This is a genomic window from Neptunicella sp., assembly GCF_048268085.1.
Classification (GTDB): Bacteria; Pseudomonadota; Gammaproteobacteria; order Enterobacterales; family Alteromonadaceae; genus Neptunicella.
In genome coordinates this window covers 206,486-225,971 of sequence record NZ_JBLWWF010000005.1, presented here as the reverse complement: position 1 = coordinate 225,971, position 19,486 = coordinate 206,486, and the positions used below count along the sequence as shown (strand labels likewise).

Genomic DNA, 19,486 nt, shown 5'->3' with positions numbered 1-19,486 from the left:
ATATGAATGAAGAATTGCAAACCAGGCTGATTCAAGCTGCTATCCATGCGCCATCAGCAGATAATTCACAACCATTCAAATTTAAATGGCTGAGCAATAATATATTACAGCTTTTTCTCGATCCATTGCTAAGCGGTCAAGCTACCGACAATACATTTGTGTTATCTGACCTGGCAATGGGAGCGGTAATTGAATCAGTCGTATTGGAAGGAATTTCTTTAGGTTTACAATCATCTGTTACGTTATTTCCTGAAAATGATGCTGATCACTACTTTGTGGCTCAAATTAGTTTTGAGAGTTCAAATGATGTTCACCTCACTAAAGAATCCACTCTGGCACAGCAAATTCCGTTGCGTTGCACTGACAGGCGCTTTCCATTTGAGGGCGAAGTTTCTGATCAAATGATTAAGGATATTCAATCGGTGATCAATGAATCTGACTGCCAGTTGTTGGGGTTTAATCAAAAAAATAAGATAGATGACATTATTCCAACAATATATAAAGCTGAAAAAGTTAGGTTTGAGTCTGATCAACTGCATCAGGAATTATTCAACACAGTTTCATTTACTAGAGAAAAAGTCGATTCAGGTATGAATTTGGACGTGTTGGGTATCAGCAAATTTGAATCTAAAGGATTTGAGTGGATGAGTAGTTGGAAAGTAATGAACTGGCTGAATAAGCTTGGTGCTAGTGGTCAAATTGCTAAAAAATCCGTCGTTAACCCAATTAAACAATCCCCCGCCTTATTATTATTGACTGCTTCGGACGTATCTCGTAAAGGCATTGTTAATACTGGTAGGCAATTACAGCGAGTTTGGCTCAAGTGTACCGAAATGAAGCTGTCGGTACAGCTATATGCGGCGCCAGGTGTACTTTCATTAGCAAAACCGGATCTAAGCCCGCCTTTAATGGATATCATTAATACAGTGGAGCAGGAAATGCAGCATGTAACTGCTGGATTAGGTGCGGGGGTGATGTTTTTGAGAGTTGGTAAACACAGTGGTCAACCGCCAAGGACCGATCGCAGAAACATGAAATCCTTCTTAAAAAACTAGTGTCAATATATTTTACACATCCCATGTTCTTTATTAGATAAATATCATAGTGTTTTTACAAATTATTCTTATTTTTCAAAATGATAACTTTTCGTTAAGCGGGTTGGCTTTTCTTTTGCATTATTACTGTCGGTACAGCTTTTCAGTGTAGTTGTCGTTGTTAAAAAGCTTAGAGCTGACAGTACATAATTTAAGTTATGAAATGATACAAAGGATACAATTATGAATATCAAGAAAACTTTAATTGGTGGTGCAGCGGCTCTTGGCCTATCAACAAGTGCACTAGCCGTAAATGTTGGTGGTGTAGTCTGGGATCCAGATAGTTTCTTTGACTTCACATCAAATTCCAATTTGATTGAAGATTTGCTGGATCCAGGTCCTGATGGTGTGTTTATGACTGCCGATGATGTTGTAGATACATTGAATGGCTTTGGTTTGGTTACCGGTATCAATGGTACTAACGAATCTGCATTTTGTCCTAGCGGTTGCGAGCTTACTTATGAATTCGGTGGTTTTACTGTCGCCAGTTTCATTCCTGATGGTGGTGGTGCTCGGATTGGTTTTACCGGTGGCTGGGTTAATTTCTATGTGGATTCTGCTACTGCTTATGATCCCGGAGATAAAAGTACTGCTGTTGATGGTGGTGCGCCATGGTTATCTTTGACTGCCCATGAAACGCTTAGCGGTATTCATGGTATTATGACCAGTATTGATGCGACATTGAGTACATACGGTGGTGGTACTGATGCTGGTTTAGGTGGTGGGCTGCTTGATGTTGTTGGCGGCGCCGCAATGGCTAACTTTGATACAGATACACAAACTGATGGAGCAGATTGGGTATTTAGTACCAGTTTCCAACCGATCCCTGCAGGTCCAACTCCTGATGGTCTAGAGTTGTTTGGTACCGCTGATTTCCGTGGTACATCAATCCCAGAACCTTCTTCAATTGCGATTTTAGGTTTAGGTCTGTTAGGTTTAGCTGGTGCTTCTCGCAGACGCCAGAAATAAGTCAATAAACCTTTATATAATTGATTGAGAACCGCCAGAAGTTACTTCTGGCGGTTTTTTCGTTTCTACGTGGGCTTACTTTCAAATGTGCTAGCTAGACGAGGCGATTGTCTTGCTAAATGAAATTTACATTCGGGCTTTGGTTGGATACAGGTAATCTAGCATATTCACAAACCGCTGCTTTGTGCTTTGAGGAGCGAATTTTAACCCGAGTATATTGAAAGCAGGTTTTCTACATGAGTCACCTGGAGCATTGTTGGGCATGCTCATGCTGCAAATTCGTTCAGAACAATTAGATCCCGCATCATTTACCCGAACTAGGGTGTCAGTAAATTTTACAGTGAATGTCGCCAGTTGCGATTAATATAAATTCAAAGTTTAAAAAATACATGTAAAACAACATGTTACACTTAATTGAAAAGTTGGCCCAATGCTTGCTTCAACTAAGGTAGTTCGTAAGGCTCATAACGAGTTTAACGGATAAACTAAACGAGTCTTTTTAATTTTAGATATTAATGTTGATGTAGAAGTTGATGTTGATGTAGAGGTAGAGGTAATTATGAATAAGGCAATTTTTTCCGCAGCAGCTTTAGCATTAAGTCTTAGTGCTTCAGCAATCGCGTCACCAGTTAATGTTGGTGGTGTAGTCTGGGATCCAGACAGTTTCTTTGATTTCACTTCAAATTCGAATTTAGTAGAAGATCTGCTTGATGCAGGTGCTGACGGTGTGTTCGGTACTGCTGATGACGTAGTCGATACTTTAAGTGGTTTTGGTCTGGTTACCGGTTTAAATGGTACCAACCAGTCTACTTTCTGCCCTAGTGGTTGTGAACTAACCTTTGAATTTGGCGGTTTTGAAATTGCCAGTGTTATCCCTGACGGTGGTGGTGCACGTCTTGGCTTCACTGGTGGCTGGATTAACTTCTATGTTGACTCATCTACAGCTTATAATGCTCTGGACAAAAGCACTGCGGTTGATGGTGGCACTCCTTGGTTGTCGCTGCAAGCACATGAAACTTTCAGTGGTATTCATGGTATTATGACCAGTATCGATGCAACCTTGAGCTCATACGGTGCGGGTACTGATGCCGGTCTTGGTGGCGGTTTACTAGATGTTGTTGGTGGTGCTGCAATGGGCAACTTTGATACCGACACACAAACTGACGGTGCTGACTGGGTATTTAGTACCAGTTTCCAACCTATCCCTTCAGGCGCAACTCCTGACGGTTTAGAATTGTTTGGAACTGCGGATTTCCGTGGTAGTTCAATTCCAGAGCCATCTTCAATTGCTATCTTGGGTTTAGGCCTGTTGGGCCTGGCTGGTGCTTCGCGCAGACGCCAGAAGTAAGCAAAACAAGAAATATTAGTACTATTGAGGCCGTCAGAACTTTTGGTTCTGGCGGTTTTTTTATTTTTGCTATTTAACCTCAACTCTGGATAAGAAATGTCGTTTTTATTTGAAATACTTCTTATATTTTAAAGGGTTATAGTAATTTCAACTATTGTTCGAGAGAAGATAAAGGTACAGCACAGGCAGATTTGTTCAGATAAAGGCGTTCGCCAAGTGGTTTAGTTATTCTAAACCCTTTGCGAATAACGCATAGCTGGGCAAATATGGCTGTGCTGTAGGGCGTTGCTTATACAGAGTTGAGGTTATTTGGCATTGGGTTATTTAGCTATCGTACAACGCTTCTACTACTAATATTCTATTGCCTTAAACCTTCGCTCGCCTTGCCGGTTTTCTCATTCGCTTATATGTTCTAATCAACCGTTCAGTCAACGCGACTTTGGCGCTGTTAATAAATTGATTTTGATTTGGCGCGACAGCCATCTATTCGCAGATTGGCATTGGAATAATTTCCAGCCAAGAGAAAGATACTGAGTTGGGATGTTTGGGATCCACATACAGCTAAATAGGAGTACCCCTACAAGTAAATTAAACTGTGGTGATGCTCTTCCACCTATTTTGATCAATCTCATCATGCACAGCATGTGGCTCGATACCATTATATCAAGTTAAAGCAAGCAGATTAGTATAGCGGGCATGGCAGCATGCTTATCAAAATCATGCTGCCACTGGAGTGTGTTAAGGAATTTTCTTTGATAGTTCAGTTCGCGTATTACGCTGAACGGAGCTTAGATCTTTCATCTCACGCATCATTAAACTTGCTTTACTGTATTGCTTAAGTTCGATTAATACTTCTGCAAGATGTAATACAATATCGTTGATATTAGGTGCTTTTTTAGCTGCTGAACTTAGATATTGATAAGCTTGATCCAAGTTGCCACTTTTAAACTCAACCCAACCCATTGTATCTAATATTTGCGGCATATCTGGAGCCAGTTTTAAAGCCTTTTGTGCAGGCACTCTAGCCCCTTCAATATCACCACTCTGTATTCTGTTGTAAGCCAGATTGTTGAGAACTTGCAAATTTTCGCCATATTTATCAATTGACTGAGCATAAATTTGGCCTGCTTTTTCGTAGTTTTTGGTAAATGTATAAAAGTTTGCGACTCCATACATAAAGCTTTTGGGTGGATTTTTAGTGCTATTTAGTTGTTCTATCAATACTTTTTCAGCTTCATCAATTTGGTTATTTCCTAGCATAGCTTTTGCAAGCATTGTCGCGGAAGTAAAGTTTGGTGATTTTTTGTGATGCTCGGAAAGTAACTTTTCTGCTTTTTTGAAATCTTTCTCGTTGAGTGCTAATGACCCCTCATAATAAGGTAGTAATTCTGCACCGCTTTTGTCATCTTGTTTCTTAATTTGAGCTAACAGGTCGTTAGCGGCTTTAATCTGGTTTAGTTTAGTCAGGTAATGGAGTTTCAGTAACAGTAAGGTGTGCCTGTTAGGGAATTTGTTTAATCCCGCCTCTGTCAAGGCCAGTGCACCTTCATTATCGCTCTGAAGTTCAAGTAAGCCTATTTGCCTGACTACCGGCATTAACGCATTTGGGTAGGCAGACTCCCAATTCTTATACGTCGCCATCGCTGAATTAAAGTCTTTGGCTTGTACTTGTGAGTCGCCTAATGTCATGTAACCCAGAAAATCGAGCTCAACACTGGTTAATATGCTTATCGCTTTTGACGCATTACCTTGTGCTTTGGCATTAACTGCCAAGGCAATCTTTTTATCGTTTGAGTCTTTTATTAGTTTTGAAATGATGTCATCTATTTCAGATGACTTATCTAAACTCTTACCCGCATCAATTAGTGCTATTAGCGCAGGGGTATTATCCGGTGCAAAAGAAAGGATCTCTGATGCTTTATCAAGTGCTTTTTGGTACTGCTTTAATCCACTATAAGTCTGTAACAAATATTGATGAGCACCCATATGTACAGGATCTATTTTCAACGCTTCGTTAAACAAATCTATTGCTTTGTCAGCTTCTCCAGTATTCATATAGATAAAACCGGCTAAAGTCTTTCCATTTGCGGGGTCTTTCTCTTCCCAATTTTTGGCAACTGACAACGCAGCGTTTTTATCTCCAACTCTCAAATGAGCTGCAGCCAACTGCATCCAGCCCTGCTCCAGGGATTCGTCATCTTTTATAACTTTTTCCAGGTTTTCTATAACGGCTCGTTCATCGTTACCGATATTTACAATAGCTTGGCGAAGCTTAATAACTGGATTGTTCTGATCGAGTTGATCAGCCTTTTTGAGCAGTTCTTTAGCATTTTTTATATCACCCAGAGTAGCAAGTCGCATTCCCGTCAGTGCAAATAATTCTGCGTCGCTGTCTGTCAGATTTCCCATTGAGTTCAGTGATTCCAGCGCTTTGTTGTTATAGCCAAGATTAAGTTGTACTTGGGCCAACAACCTCTGAATTGCATCGTTGCTGGAATTTGTCCGGCTAGATAAGTTGGTAAGGTTGTGATACGCCTTTTCGAGGTTTTCAAGTTTATAGGCGCTAACTCCGGCAATCATTCGGGCGGTTAACGTATCCGCACCGTTTTGAATTGCAATTTCGGCATGATCGAGGGCGGGTTTAAATTTTTCTTTTTGGTAATCAATTCTTGCCTGGTACAAATTTAATAGAGGCTGGTTTTTATACTGTTCCAATAGTCTGGTTGCTTCGACTTCTGCATTATCGAGCTCTCCGGCGTTAATCATGGCTTCAATATATTGAAAGTTAATGGAATTAATAACGGGAATGAGTTCGTTAATTTTATTAAATGCCAAAGCCGCATCATGGAAGTTATCTTCTTTCACAAAGAGTAAGGCAGATAAATATTCTGTTGTCTCGGGTCGATAATTTTGCTGGATTAACTCATCTATTGTGCTGCGTGCTTCGTCAAATTTTTGCTCATCAAAAGCCGCAAATGACATAGCCAGTTGCTTGTCTTGAGCATTCATTTGTTCAAGCAACTTATCCAAGTTCTGGATAATTTCCTGATCATCAGTGCGTAACGCGCTGATATACGAATACAATGCGCTGGTGCTAAGGGCATCTTTATCATTCAGCTGTAATTTTTGAATGTACTCGTTCACTTTTGAGAACTGATCGGAATGATAATAAGTTTTGATCAGCAAAGGAGCGACCATATCCTCAGGAATACCCAAATCGGTTGCCCGATTTAATTCTTTTTCTGCTGAGCTCAGATCGCCGTGCTGAAAATAGACCTTGCCCAACATTAGGCGCACTTTCCCCAAGTCCGGGTTATCAGTTAGTGCGTTCTTCAACTCAATAATGGCTGCTTCACTATTACCTGCGTCCATATATTTTTCGGCCTTGCTGACCAATTGTTCAGGAGTTTGTTGGCTGCAGGCGGTTAATATTGCTGCCGCGAAAGGGATAAATACATATAAAAGTGAGTTGCGACATTTCATAACAGATCCTTAGTTTACTAGCGTCTCAGCTACATTATGAGAATTGTTCAATTAATGACAACAATTCATTTGTTTTATTTTTCATCAATACCCTGTTCGATTTTGCTTCTACGTTTAACCTGAGCAAAGGTTCGGTGTTAGACATGCGTAAATTAAAGCGCCAATCATCAAATTCCATAGATAAACCATCAGTGGTATCGATATCCAAAGTTGAGTCAGAATAAGTGGCTTTGATTTTATCTATTACTTGTCGGGCATCGTTAACGGTTCGATTTATTTCGCCAGAAGCCGGGAATTTCGCGTCATACTCGGTTAACAAGCTGGAGAGGGAAACGGACTTGTGGCTGAGTAATTCTATTACCAGCAGCCAGGGGATCATACCGCTGTCGCAATAATAGAAATCGCGGAAATAATGGTGAGCGCTCATCTCTCCACCATAAATCGCGTTTTCCAGGCGCATTCTTTCCTTGATAAAGGCATGGCCGGTTTTGCATTGCACCGCAATGCCGCTATTACGTTGGCACACGTCTATGGTGTTCCAGGTTAAGCGCGGATCATGAATAATTTTTTCACCATGATGTTTTTGCAAAAAAGCTTCAGCTAACAGGCCAACAATATAGTAGCCTTCGATGAAATTGCCTTTTTGATCAAACAGGAAACAGCGATCAAAATCGCCATCCCAGGCAATACCCAAATCAGCATTGTGTTCAACTACTGCATCGGCGGTATGGCTACGATTCTCGGGTAACAGCGGGTTAGGAATACCGTTAGGGAAATGACCATCCGGTTGATGGTGAACTTTGATAAACTTTACCGGCACAGCAGCCTGAATAAAGCGCTGTTCAATTTCATCTATAGCATGACCGGCTGCACCGTTGCCCGCATTGACCACGATAGTCATAGGTTTTAACAGAGAGATATCGATAAAGGACAACAATTTATCGGTATAGGCTTGTCTGATATTTTTCTCGATTAGGGAGCCGGGGTTGGCGACATCGGTAAACTGATTCTGTTCCGCCAGAGTTTTAATGTCAAATAACCCGCTGTCACCACTAATGGGCTGTGAGCCGGCTTTAACCAGTTTTAATCCATTATAGTTTTTAGGATTATGACTGGCAGTGATCATTATGCCGCCATCGACGTTTAAATAAGTGGTGGCAAAATAAATTTCTTCGGTACCACATAAGCCAATGTCTATCACATTAACACCTTGTGACATCAGGCCCTCTGCTAAAGCGAATTTTAGTTCCGGGGTAGACAGGCGAATATCTCCGCCAATCACCACTGTTTTCGGCGCAAGCTGCACGGCAAATGCCTGGCCAATACGTTTGGCGATATCGATATTAAGTTCAGTACCCAGTTCGCCACGAATATCATAGGCTTTAAAGCAAGTTAATTCTGTCATTATACTTCCGTCGTTATTTTTTAATATATTTCATCAAAACGCTGAATATCGTCTTCGCCAAAATAGTGGCCGGACTGCACTTCAATCATTTCCAATGGGACTTTTCCTGGGTTTTCTAAACCATGTTTAACCCCAATAGGTATATAGGTTGACTGGTTTTCAGAAATTAGCTCAGATTGCCCATTTTTAGTGACTTTGGCGGTACCAGTAACCACGATCCAATGCTCCGCTCGGTGATGATGCATTTGTGTTGATATCCGCTCCCCGGGTTTAACGGTGATTCGTTTTACCTGAAAGCGTGGGCCATCATCGACCGAATCGTAACTTCCCCAAGGGCGATATACTTTGCGGTGATTAATTGACTCTGGTCGTGCAGCTTGCTGTAAATGAGTAACAATGTGTTTAATGTCTTGAACCGAATTTCGATTGGCAACCAGTAGGGCATCATCGGTATCGATAATCACTAAATTATCCACACCGAGTGCAGTCACTAAGCGCTTGTCACCTAATATATAACAGTTATGGGTTTGTTTTTTTATCACATCACCCCGAGCATAATTGCCATCATTGTCTTTGGATTGTAAATCCCACAGTGCGCTCCAGGAGCCCACATCGCACCAACCTGCGTCAAAGCGCAATGTTACGCCTTTGCTGGTTTCTTCCATTACGGCATAATCGATGGATTCACTAGGACAAGAACTGAATATGTCACGATCCAGCCGGATAAAATCCAGATCTGGTTGCATATTTTGGCAAGATTGTTCGCAGACGCTGTATATATCTGGGCGGAATTGTTTAAGCTCCGCCAAAAACACCGACGCTTTAAACATAAACATGCCGCTATTCCATAAATATTGGCCGCTAGCGAGATAGGATTCTGCGGTAGCTAAATCCGGTTTTTCGACAAAACTGTCCAGTTCGAAGGTCAGTTCATCAATGGCGTTACCCTGTTTAATATACCCGTAACCGGTTTCTGGAGTGCTGGGCACAATGCCAAAGGTCACTAACTTGCCTTGCTCGGCTAAACGCTGGCCATGATTGACGCACTTTCTAAATATTTCAGTATCAGCAATATGGTGGTCTGACGCTAATACCAGTAACACCGGATCGTCTCCATTCTGACAGGCTTTAAATGCGGCAATACCGACAGCGGGAGCGGTGTTGCGCCCTTCCGGTTCCAGAATAATCGAATCGGCTTGGTAACCTGCTGCCCGGAATTGTTCAGCAACTAAAAAGCGGTGTTGCTCATTGGTAATGGCAATTGCAGGCGCACATTGCTCGGACAGTCTATTAACGGTGGCTTGTAACAAGCTGGTTTCAGCATCCACCAGGTTAAGAAATTGCTTAGGGTAATGTTCCCGGGACAGTGGCCACATTCTGGTACCACTGCCACCGCACATAATGACCGGAACTAGCATTTGAATCCTTCCACGTTTTTATAGCGTCATGCACTTAGAGTATCTGAATAGCGGTTTAATTAGAACCGACTAAACAATCCTCGCGTATCCACCACCACTTTAGTATTGATGTCAGCAACAGTAAGTGCTTTAAAGGGTTTATGATCCACCAGTACGACCAATACATTGGCTTGTTCCAGCGCATCTGACAATGATGTCAGTTCAACATTTTGCGACGATAATTTGTCCGGCAGCGTTTTGATATTGGGTTCAACGGCGAGTATTTTGCCCACATTCAGTTTGGCAAGTTGCAGTGTAATATCCAGTGCAGGACTTTCACGTAAATCGTCTATATCCGCTTTAAACGCGAGGCCCAAACAGGCGATCACCGGGCGTTTAAATTGATCCGCGGCTTTTTTAACTTGTTCAATGACATACAATGGCTTGCCATCGTTGATTTCACGCGCGGTGCGAATAATACGCGCCTCGTCGGGAGCGGAATCCACAATGAACCAAGGGTCAACCGCGATACAATGACCACCTACCCCTGGACCCGGACTTAAAATATTCACCCGTGGATGGCGATTGGCCAGCGCAGTGAGCTCCCATACATTAACCTTTAATTTGTCACAGATAATCGACAATTCATTGGCAAAGGCAATATTCACATCGCGAAACGAGTTTTCAGTTAATTTAGCCATTTCGGCAGTGCGGCTATTGGTGGTAATGCAATCACCACGGACAAAGGTCTTATACAGTTCGGTCGCCCGTTCGCTGCATTTAGTTGTCATGCCACCAATGATGCGATCATTGGATACCAGTTCTTCCAGCACTCGCCCTGGCAAGACTCGCTCAGGGCAGTGAGCAACCTGAATATCGGCATCTTCACCGGCACTTTGCGGGAAGGATAAATCGGGTCTAAGTTCTTGCAGCCAGGCCGCCAGTTGTTCAGTAGCGCCTACCGGTGAAGTTGATTCCAGAATCACCAGATTGCCTTTTTCCAATACCGGTGCAATTGCCTCAGCGGAGCTTTTAATAAAACTAAGGTCAGGCTGTTTGCCTTCTTTAAAGGGGGTGGGCACGGCAATCATAAAGGCTTCGGCTTTCTCTGCCTTCAACGTGGCACGTAACTTACCCAGCGTTACCGCAGCTTGAACCACCATATCCAAATCCGGTTCAACAATATGTACTTTACCCTGATTAATGGTATTAACTGCTTTTTCAGAGACATCCACCCCGACGACTTCAATACCACGGGACGCGATGACCGCTGCGGTGGGCAAACCAATGTAACCTAAGCCAATAACTGAAACTTTACTGAAAGCCATTTTTAATCCTTTTTAAAAAACATTTTCACGTGGAGGCCATATTCATTAGTTGTTTAAAATTATTTGTGCAATTCGCTCGCAAGCCTTGCCATCGCCATAAGGATTATGGGCAAAGGACATCTCTTTATAGGCCGCTTCATTATCCAGCAATTGGGTTGCTTCATTAACGATACAGTCATAATCCGTTCCGACCAATTTAACGGTTCCTGCTTCAACGGCTTCCGGCCGTTCAGTGGTATCGCGCATGACCAATACCGGCTTACCTAATGAGGGAGCTTCTTCTTGTACACCACCTGAATCGGTCAAAATCAGATAGGATTTACTCATCAAATATACAAAAGGCAGATAATCCTGTGGCTCAATTAAATGAACGTTACATATGCCGCTGAGTATGCGATCGACCGGCTCCCTGACATTGGGGTTTAGATGCATTGGATAGCAAATTTGTACATCGGGTTTTTCGGCTAACTTTTTGAGTGCCTGACAAATCCGTTCAAAACCGTCGCCAAAACTTTCGCGTCGATGGCCGGTAACCAGAATCAGTTTTTTATCAGGATCAATAAAGTCGAATTTTTGTGATAGTTCATGATTGAGAGAGTGATTTTCCTCAATCAATTTTTCTACCTGAATCAAGGCGTCGATAACGGTATTGCCAGTAACAAACACTGTATTCTCATCAACATTCTCGGTTAACAAGTTCTGTTGTGCTTTTGCGGTTGGGGCAAAGTGTAATTTAGTCAAAGCACCAGTTAGACGGCGGTTAACTTCTTCCGGCCAGGGGCTGTAGATATCGCCGGTACGCAGGCCTGCTTCAATATGTCCCACAGGAATTTTTTGGTAAAAAGCCGATAATGATGCTGCAAAAGTGGTGGTGGTATCACCATGTACTAACACCAGATCAGGTTTCGCTTCGGTGAAAACATCACGCAGGCCCAGTAACGCGCGGGTGGTGATATCATATAAATCCTGCCCGGGCTGCATTAAATTCAGATCGTAGTCAGGCGTGAGATTAAACAGGTTTAATACCTGATCAAGCATCTCCCTATGTTGTGCGGTGACACAGACCTTTATATCTAAAGCGGTGTGTTTTTGTAGTTCCAGTACCAGTGGAGCCATTTTTATAGCTTCTGGTCGAGTCCCAAACACCAGTAGGATTTTCTTGTAATTCACGTCTTTTATCCTTATCCCTGACAGCTTTTATTGATGTTAAACTTTCTCTGCAACAAAGCTGGTTAATGTGCCAAAATCTTCAAACACATCAGCACTGATTTCGTCATCATCGATTTCAATCCCAAAGGTTTCTTCAATAGTGGTAATGACCGCGACAATGGCCATAGAATCGAATTCCGGAATGGCACCAAGCAACAGCGTATCATCATCAAATTGGGTGTCATCAGAAATCTGTAATACGTTGATCAGTATATCTTTTACGTGTGCTGCTACATTCATTTGCCAACTACCTGTATTATTCGCTTTTATAAGTACGTTTTATGGACAGCGTGTGTTTAAGCCGTCAATATAAGCTATTGTTCCATTATTTAAACGGATAAGGAACACACAAAAGTAACTTTAAGAGGGAATGTTTGATCAATGGTTATGTTTTTTCACCAGTTAATCTCAACGACAGCGCAACGTTATCCTAATAAGCCTGCCGTTATCCATAAACAGCAGCAATTAAGTTATGCCCAACTCAATGAATTGGTTGAACAATTTGCCTCTGGACTGACAAAGCTGGGATTAAAACGATCAGAACGAGTGGCGGCTTTTTTACCCAAGGTTCCGGAAAATGTTGTAAGCCTGTTTGCCACCAGTTATGCCGGTGGTACTTTTGTCCCCGTCAATTCGGTATTAAAAGCTCCCCAAGTGCAGCATATTCTGAATGATTGCGACGTGAGAGTGCTTGTCACCAGCTCGGATAGACTAAAAGCCCTGGCTGATATTGTTGAGCAATGCTCTTCTCTTGAACATATTGTTTTGACGGATAAGATGCCCGCAGAACTTCCAGCACAGATTCAGTGCCATCTTTATCAAGACTTATTGGCCAAAGGACCCTGTTCTGAACCGCTTACCGAAAATGATATGGCGGCAATATTGTATACCTCAGGCAGTACTGGCAAACCTAAAGGTGTCGTATTATCACATCGTAACTTGGTGTGTGGTGCCAACAGTGTGGCCAGTTACCTGCAAAATACCGCCGATGATGTCATATTGGCCTTACTACCCCTCAGTTTTGATTATGGTTTAAGCCAACTAACCACGGCCTTTTCGGTCGGTGCGACCTGTATCTTAATGGATTATTTTTTAGCCGGTGATGTGATTAAAACCATCGAAAAACATCAGGTTACCGGTTTGGCTGCTGTTCCTCCGTTATGGCAGCAATTAATGAAAGCCAATTGGCCTGCCTCGGCGACCCAAAGTTTGCGTTATCTCACTAACTCCGGTGGCGCGATGCCGCAAGTCACGCTTAGTCAATTACGCACCACCTTTGTTAATGCCAAACCTTATTTAATGTATGGATTAACCGAAGCATTCAGAAGTACTTACTTACCCCCTGAGCTAATAGATGAAAGAGTAGGATCGATGGGGAAAGCCATTCCTAATGCGGAGGTGATGGTAGTCCGTGAAGATGGCACCGAATGTGATGCTGATGAACCGGGCGAACTGGTGCATCGTGGCCCCCATGTCAGCTTAGGTTACTGGAACGCGCCCGAGAAAACCTCAGAACGGTTTAAGCCGGTACCCGATCAGGATAAAGGTTTGGTACTAACTGAAATGGCAGTGTGGTCCGGTGATACCGTTAAGAAAGATAAGGACGGTTTTTTGTATTTTGTCGGGCGTCGCGATGAAATGATCAAGACGTCAGGTTATCGCGTCAGTCCGATGGAAATCGAAGAAGGCTGCTATCAAGGCAGTGATCAGGTGGGCGAAGCGATAGCCACAGGAGTCCCGGATTTAGAACTGGGTCAGGCCATTGTCGTGTTTATTGTACTTAAGCAGCCTGAAAGTCTTGGTCAGGATGAATTAACGAAAGCGCTTAAAAAAGCGTTGCCGAATTTTATGCACCCTAAATATATAGAGATTCATACCGCATTGCCGCGTAATCCAAATGGCAAGGTGGATCGGGCATTACTCGCCGCACAAGCAAAAGAGAAATATGGCAGTTAATTTTATAGACCCTAAGAACACAGAAAAAGTAATAACGCTATGAGTGTCGAGCTTCGGGCGACGATCTAAAGAATGGATTCCGGCCCAAAACACTACCGGAATGACCAAGTTTGAATATGAGGGATAACCAAAACTGCGCACGCGGAATGACAAAATGGGGAAATTAAAATATGCCATTCCCATGAAGTGGAAACCTACACAACAAGGAGGATGATTGTGAAGCAACCTGCTGTCTATATACTAGCTAGCCAGCGGCACGGCACTTTATATGCAGGTGTTACATCAGATCTGATTAAACGAGTTTGGCAACATAAAAATAATCAAGTTGAGGGTTTTACGCAGCGATACGCCATATACCATTTAGTTTACTTTGAAATACATGAAGATATGACTCAAGCAATTGTGCGTGAAAAGCAAATTAAAAAGTGGAAACGATCTTGGAAAATAAGGTTAATTGAAGAGAAAAATCCACTATGGCAAGATTTATATCATGGGTTATTGTAACTCTGGGTTACGGAAGTTGGTTCCCTGCCTTCGAAGGGATGACAGTGGTGTAAGTGAACGTGAGCATTAAAGCTGCCAAGGTTATCACCGTTACGCAGAAGTCGTCACCCCGGTAGTCTTTTGGGCCGGGGTCCAATGGCAAATATAGTTTTTAATTAAGTTGAGATAAACAATGAGCAAAATGACCCCTACCCATGAAAGCATGGATCAATTTGAACAACGAAATGGACACTTGCTGGTAGGTGGGATGGATCTGGATGCCATTGGCGGATTACTTGGCAAAGCGGTTTTTTATGCGTATGACAAAAATGTGATCCAGGCGCAAATCGCCAAGTTTAAGCAATATATTCCTGCACCTATCAAGCTGCATTTTGCTATTAAAGCCAATCCTAATTCGGCAATAGTAAACTTTATCAGTCCATTAGTTGATGGTCTGGATGTCGCGTCCCAAAAGGAATTGATATTAGCACTGCAGACCTCTACCGATGCGCGGGATATCAGTTTTGCCGGACCGGCCAAGCAAATCACCGAAATTGAAGCTGCTGTAGTGGCGGGGGTGACGTTGAATATTGAGTCCGAAACAGAACTTGCTCGTGCAATCGAAGCGGGTCAGCGATTGGGTAAAAAACCGCATATTGCCTTTCGGGTCAATCCTGCTTTTGAACTTAAAGCTTCTGGCATGAAAATGGCCGGTGGCCCCAAACAATTTGGTATTGATGAAGAGCGTTTGGTCGAAATATTACCGGAACTTGATTATCAGGCTATCGAATTCCACGGTTTTCATATTTTCTGTGGCTCACAGAATCTCAAATCCGAGGCGTTGATCGATGCGCATAATCAAACATTTAGTCTGGCAGAAAAACTTATTGAACTCACTCCAGTGCCGGTCAAATCAGTCAACCTGGGTGGCGGATTCGGTATTCCCTATTTCCCGGGTGAACGACGTCTGGATTTAGCCCCGATTGGCGAAAACCTTAAATCCTTGCTGGCAGCCACTAGCATCGATCTGCAAAACACCGAGCTGGTTATTGAATTAGGTCGCTTTCTGGTAGCAGAAGCCGGTGTTTATGCTTGCAAGATCACCGATAAAAAAGTCTCCCGTGGCCAAACCTATTTGATGACGGTGGGTGGTTTGCATCATCATTTATCTAACTCAGGTAATTTTGGTCAGGTGATCCGCAAAAACTATCCGGTGGCGATTGGCAATAAATTAAATCAACCTGCCAGTGAAGCGGTCAACGTAGCAGGGCCTTTATGCACACCTCTGGATTCATTAGCCGATAAGATCGCGCTACCGGAAGCGGAAATCGGTGACTGGTTTGTGGTTTATCAATCTGGTGCGTATGGCCCTACTGCCAGTCCTCAAGACTTTTTGGGCCATCCTAACGTTGCAGAAATACTACTTTAACTAACAGGATCCGGTGATATGCAAGTTGAATCCGGTACTTACAAATTTATCCTTGGTTGCGCTGTCGTTTATAGCATCTTTGTTATTTATGGCAGCCTGGTTCCACTGGAATATCACTATATTCCCTTCAGCGAAGCCGTTAGACAGTTCAAGGCAATCCCCTATTTACAGTTAGATATTCATTCTCGTGCTGATTGGGTCGCCAATGGCTTGCTATTTTTTCCACTTAGTTATTTATGGATGTCATTTTTCATCCTTAATCGCCCCTATTCCCACCATACAACAGCACTTTTGATGATAGTCGTCTACATCGCTAGCGCTGTATTAGCTGCATGTATTGAGTTTACTCAACTATATTTCCCACAGCGTACAGTGTCACAGAACGATATTATGGCGGAATTTATTGGCGGTGGTATCGGTGTTACTGTTTGGAAATTTACTTATCATCGCTTTTTCACTTGGTTAGACAATTGGTTCCAAACATCAGGGGGAAATCATAAATGGCGTAACTTATTGTTTCTGTATGTGGCCGGAGTGTTTATTTATAGTGTTATGCCACTGGACCTGTATTTAAGCCCAATAGAGCTTTACCATAAATGGAAAGAAGGTCGGATTAATATACTGCCTTTTGCCACATTTTCAGGTAGTGCGCTGCTGATTGCGTATGAGATCCTGACTGATATCATGTTGTGGATCCCGCTGGCAATTCTCACCTTGTTATATAAACCGCTATCTTATCGCCGAGTTTGGTGGACAGTCGTACTGGTGGCTACTGGTATCGAACTTTGCCAGTTATTTGTGTACAGCCGTTCTACGGATGTTACCGACGTGATTACCGCAGGTATTGGAGCCGCAATCGGACTATATTTGTATCAAAAATACATCTCGCCTCAATTAACTTCCGCTAACCCTGACGTGACGAGTATTTCTACGAGTAAATCAATTATGTGGCTAAGCGGAGCCGCATGGATGATTGTTTTACTGTTAGTGTATTGGTATCCGTTTAATTGGCAAATCAACCAAGCCGAATTAAGCGCTAAGTTAGATGGTTTCTTTTCTGTTCCATTTAAAACTTATTATTTCACTAGTGAATACAATGCGTTAACCCGTTTGTTGCAGAAAGTTCTAATTGCAATGCCGTTTGGGGTATGGATTGCATATGTAACTATTAACGTGCAAAACAAAAGCCTGCGTTGGCTAGTGTGGGCCGCGGGAGCGGGGTTATTTTTATTGCTGGAATTTGGACAAGTTCTGATACCGGAAAAAACCGCTAATTCAACCGATGTTTTGCTGGCATGGGGGGGATTATTTCTAGGCGGTAAATTGATGCAATTATTATCCAGTCGCCCCAAACCGAATGTTATTCATGAAAATAATGCACAGACTAACCGAGCGACTCAACCAACCAACGACAAAGCGGTTGAAGTACATAAAACCATTCATGAAAGCAAACTAACCAATAGTTGGGTAATGGGATTGGTAGTCATCATACTGGCTGTAATTCTCTCTTGGTTACTTAATCTATCTGCCGTGCCATATAACATTAAGGAGTTGGTGGCCGGTGATTTTCGCTGGCTGAGGTTGGTGGGATTAGTATTGTGCGGCTTTTGGGTATTTGGTTTACCTTTGGCAATAGTATTGCAACAACATCAGCCAGCCCGACACGCCGCAAATAATGCTGTCATCAAACAGCGTTTGCCTATCCGACCAGAATTTTGGATTTTAATCCATACATTAGTTGCTTGGTTGCTCGTTCGAGTCATTTTTCCATTGGAAAGTATTCACGATATTCTTGGCTCTCCGGTGTGGGGCAGATTGCCGGAAATAGAAATGCTTTACCGTTTTGTTGGCTTGTTTTTGTTATTTTCAGTCGCGCTATTTTATAGCAGTGGCATCGTACTAAAACTGCGCTATGCGATTCAGGTTCGTCATTTACATATGCTGTTGTTGTTAGTTATTGCTATGGCGATTACCTATTTAGTAGTGATTCACTTTGCTGCCACCGATAATCTAATTGAACTATTTAAGTATCAAGGACGTTCGTTTTATAGTGTATTTATCGCACTGTATTTTATCCTGTTACTACATTGCGGGTTAGTACTCACAATGTTACGGAAGCTAAATTCAAAGGGGAAAGCGGTAAGTACGCTATTCATTTTGTGTTCCGCACCTTTAGGCTATTGGCTACTGCAACTTGGATTAGAAAGCGTCATTTTAAAATATGGTAAGGTATTTTCTGCGATGCAATTTTTGTTTAGCGCCGATCGTGAGCATTACCTCCCCGCTCAAGAACTGATGGTACGCTTCTTTATTGTTCATTACGTTTTAATTGGATTTATCGCAGTGACACAAACACATCCGTGGTTGACGATGGCTAACCGGATAGGGCTTGGCAAGGAAAAGTAGTTAATCTTTTTGTAATTGTGGAAAGTCGCCCAAGCCGGCTTGTTGGCGAGATGAGTAAAATAAATTACTGTTATCGAATATAGGATCGCGAAATGATCCAATAATAGTATTTTGCGAGAATAAATAGGGCGCGGGCTTACCTTGAACATGCATGATCTGACTCCCGCCCGGACGATCTAATATAAAAATATTCCCCTGAATGGTAATGCTATTGGTTTGGTGTTTAATGCCTTCCAACCCATAACCAATTAAATTCCAGTTACTGGTGAATTGACCTTGTTGTAAAACCGAATCGACAATTTTTAGACTGCCACCGTTGGGAATATCAATAAGGCGACTATCGTGCCCGTCCATCGACGCAATGACTGAATTCATAATCACCGTTTCCCTGGCTCGGGATTTGATTTCATGTCCCTCATCTTTTGATGATAAAAATCGTGACTTATTGATAAGTAATGAGCCGCCGCCAATATAAATTCCGTGGGCCTGACCGGCTTTGCCTAAACGTTCAAAACGACTGTTGTTTATGACCACATGACCTGGATTAGGGCCGGTTAATATGCCTTGCTCGGCATCGTGAAAGTAAACGTTATTGATTTCCAGGTCGCTGCCATCGAGTCTGATGCACGCGCCATTTTGATTTTTAACCTGAATATCAAAACATTCAATATTCTCAATAAGGGTATGCTTTCCCCGTATAACTAAAGCACCTTTACCCCAGATAGTTTTACCATGCAAAATCGTTTTACCGTAAACGCCACGAATTGTAACGTTATTCGCGCTTAAAACCCCCGCTTGCTCAAAGCGACCAGCGCTAAGCAAAATAACACTGCCGTTGTTAGCCTTTTGCATCGCATTAGTTAGATCGGCAACTTTGATACCATCTAGCAAGATGTTATTCGCTTGGCATATACCAATATTGCGCAACAGTAAAAATATTATAATGAATCGTAAAAGCATGTTATCGAAGAGACTCTTT

At 42.5% G+C, this 19,486-nt stretch carries 14 protein-coding genes; 7 read left to right on the top strand and 7 right to left on the bottom strand.

Annotation, left to right across the window (positions count from 1 at the left end; translation table 11 throughout):
- Nucleotides 1-2: 2 nt before the first annotated feature.
- The 3 genes from ACTD55_RS06005 to ACTD55_RS05995 all read left to right on the top strand — a co-directional run bounded on the left by ACTD55_RS06005 (nt 3) and on the right by ACTD55_RS05995 (nt 3,411).
- Nucleotides 3-1,055, top strand: a complete 1,053-nt coding sequence (locus tag ACTD55_RS06005; RefSeq protein ID WP_438863406.1) for a hypothetical protein — start codon at nt 3-5, stop codon at nt 1,053-1,055.
- Between the two features lie 222 nt (nt 1,056-1,277).
- On the top strand, nt 1,278-2,063 hold the full coding sequence (locus ACTD55_RS06000; protein WP_438863405.1) for a PEP-CTERM sorting domain-containing protein: 786 nt from the start codon (nt 1,278-1,280) through the stop codon (nt 2,061-2,063).
- 559 nt (nt 2,064-2,622) lie between these two features.
- Nucleotides 2,623-3,411 carry a PEP-CTERM sorting domain-containing protein gene (locus ACTD55_RS05995; protein WP_438863404.1) on the top strand — a complete coding sequence of 263 codons (789 nt, stop codon included), beginning with the start codon at nt 2,623-2,625 and terminating at the stop codon, nt 3,409-3,411.
- Between the two features lie 738 nt (nt 3,412-4,149).
- Here ACTD55_RS05995 and prsT read toward each other — a convergent pair.
- The 6 genes from prsT to ACTD55_RS05965 are packed head-to-tail and all read right to left on the bottom strand — an operon-like array spanning nt 4,150 to nt 12,473.
- Complete coding sequence (prsT, locus tag ACTD55_RS05990; RefSeq protein WP_438863403.1) at nt 4,150-6,894, bottom strand: XrtA/PEP-CTERM system TPR-repeat protein PrsT; 2,745 nt, start codon at nt 6,892-6,894, stop codon at nt 4,150-4,152.
- A gap of 34 nt (nt 6,895-6,928) precedes the next feature.
- Nucleotides 6,929-8,299 (bottom strand): phosphomannomutase CpsG, encoded by a 1,371-nt coding sequence (locus tag ACTD55_RS05985; RefSeq protein ID WP_438863402.1) that lies wholly within the window; start codon nt 8,297-8,299, stop codon nt 6,929-6,931.
- A 20-nt stretch (nt 8,300-8,319) separates the two neighbouring features.
- Nucleotides 8,320-9,717, bottom strand: a complete 1,398-nt coding sequence (locus ACTD55_RS05980) for a mannose-1-phosphate guanylyltransferase/mannose-6-phosphate isomerase (protein ID WP_438863401.1) — start codon at nt 9,715-9,717, stop codon at nt 8,320-8,322.
- Nucleotides 9,718-9,776: 59 nt separating this feature from the next.
- Entirely contained in the window at nt 9,777-11,024 is a 1,248-nt protein-coding gene (gene wecC, locus ACTD55_RS05975; RefSeq protein WP_438863400.1) for a UDP-N-acetyl-D-mannosamine dehydrogenase, read from the bottom strand.
- 45 nt (nt 11,025-11,069) lie between these two features.
- The gene (wecB, locus tag ACTD55_RS05970) at nt 11,070-12,194 is read right to left on the bottom strand and encodes a non-hydrolyzing UDP-N-acetylglucosamine 2-epimerase (RefSeq protein WP_438863399.1); all 1,125 of its coding nucleotides are present in this window, start codon (nt 12,192-12,194) and stop codon (nt 11,070-11,072) included.
- 36 nt (nt 12,195-12,230) lie between these two features.
- Nucleotides 12,231-12,473, bottom strand: a complete 243-nt coding sequence (locus ACTD55_RS05965; RefSeq protein WP_438863398.1) for an acyl carrier protein — start codon at nt 12,471-12,473, stop codon at nt 12,231-12,233.
- Nucleotides 12,474-12,614: 141 nt separating this feature from the next.
- On the opposite strand from ACTD55_RS05965, the gene ACTD55_RS05960 reads away from it, so the two are divergent.
- The 4 genes from ACTD55_RS05960 (at nt 12,615) to ACTD55_RS05945 (ending at nt 18,507) form a co-directional block, all read left to right on the top strand.
- Complete coding sequence (locus ACTD55_RS05960) at nt 12,615-14,189, top strand: acyl-CoA ligase (AMP-forming), exosortase A system-associated (protein WP_438863397.1); 1,575 nt, start codon at nt 12,615-12,617, stop codon at nt 14,187-14,189.
- Nucleotides 14,190-14,405: 216 nt separating this feature from the next.
- Nucleotides 14,406-14,693 carry a GIY-YIG nuclease family protein gene (locus ACTD55_RS05955; RefSeq protein ID WP_438863396.1) on the top strand — a complete coding sequence of 96 codons (288 nt, stop codon included), beginning with the start codon at nt 14,406-14,408 and terminating at the stop codon, nt 14,691-14,693.
- Between the two features lie 172 nt (nt 14,694-14,865).
- On the top strand, nt 14,866-16,101 hold the full coding sequence (locus ACTD55_RS05950; protein ID WP_438863395.1) for a pyridoxal-dependent decarboxylase, exosortase A system-associated: 1,236 nt from the start codon (nt 14,866-14,868) through the stop codon (nt 16,099-16,101).
- 18 nt (nt 16,102-16,119) lie between these two features.
- Nucleotides 16,120-18,507 carry a VanZ family protein gene (locus ACTD55_RS05945; RefSeq protein WP_438863394.1) on the top strand — a complete coding sequence of 796 codons (2,388 nt, stop codon included), beginning with the start codon at nt 16,120-16,122 and terminating at the stop codon, nt 18,505-18,507.
- Here the strand turns inward: ACTD55_RS05945 and ACTD55_RS05940 are convergent, their stop codons facing one another.
- Nucleotides 18,508-19,467, bottom strand: a complete 960-nt coding sequence (locus ACTD55_RS05940) for a hypothetical protein (RefSeq protein WP_438863393.1) — start codon at nt 19,465-19,467, stop codon at nt 18,508-18,510.
- Between the last annotated feature and the right edge of the window lie 19 nt (nt 19,468-19,486).

What these genes read in the sequence shown, in the direction of transcription:
- ACTD55_RS06005 (WP_438863406.1), top strand. Translation starts at nt 3, where the DNA reads ATGAATGAAGAATTGCAAACCAGGCTGATTCAAGCTGCTATCCATGCG.
- ACTD55_RS06000 (WP_438863405.1), top strand. Translation starts at nt 1,278, where the DNA reads ATGAATATCAAGAAAACTTTAATTGGTGGTGCAGCGGCTCTTGGCCTA.
- ACTD55_RS05995 (WP_438863404.1), top strand. Translation starts at nt 2,623, where the DNA reads ATGAATAAGGCAATTTTTTCCGCAGCAGCTTTAGCATTAAGTCTTAGT.
- prsT (WP_438863403.1), bottom strand. Translation starts at nt 6,894, where the DNA reads ATGAAATGTCGCAACTCACTTTTATATGTATTTATCCCTTTCGCGGCA.
- ACTD55_RS05985 (WP_438863402.1), bottom strand. Translation starts at nt 8,299, where the DNA reads ATGACAGAATTAACTTGCTTTAAAGCCTATGATATTCGTGGCGAACTG.
- ACTD55_RS05980 (WP_438863401.1), bottom strand. Translation starts at nt 9,717, where the DNA reads ATGCTAGTTCCGGTCATTATGTGCGGTGGCAGTGGTACCAGAATGTGG.
- wecC (WP_438863400.1), bottom strand. Translation starts at nt 11,024, where the DNA reads ATGGCTTTCAGTAAAGTTTCAGTTATTGGCTTAGGTTACATTGGTTTG.
- ACTD55_RS05965 (WP_438863398.1), bottom strand. Translation starts at nt 12,473, where the DNA reads ATGAATGTAGCAGCACACGTAAAAGATATACTGATCAACGTATTACAG.
- ACTD55_RS05960 (WP_438863397.1), top strand. Translation starts at nt 12,615, where the DNA reads ATGGTTATGTTTTTTCACCAGTTAATCTCAACGACAGCGCAACGTTAT.
- ACTD55_RS05950 (WP_438863395.1), top strand. Translation starts at nt 14,866, where the DNA reads ATGAGCAAAATGACCCCTACCCATGAAAGCATGGATCAATTTGAACAA.
- ACTD55_RS05945 (WP_438863394.1), top strand. Translation starts at nt 16,120, where the DNA reads ATGCAAGTTGAATCCGGTACTTACAAATTTATCCTTGGTTGCGCTGTC.
- ACTD55_RS05940 (WP_438863393.1), bottom strand. Translation starts at nt 19,467, where the DNA reads ATGCTTTTACGATTCATTATAATATTTTTACTGTTGCGCAATATTGGT.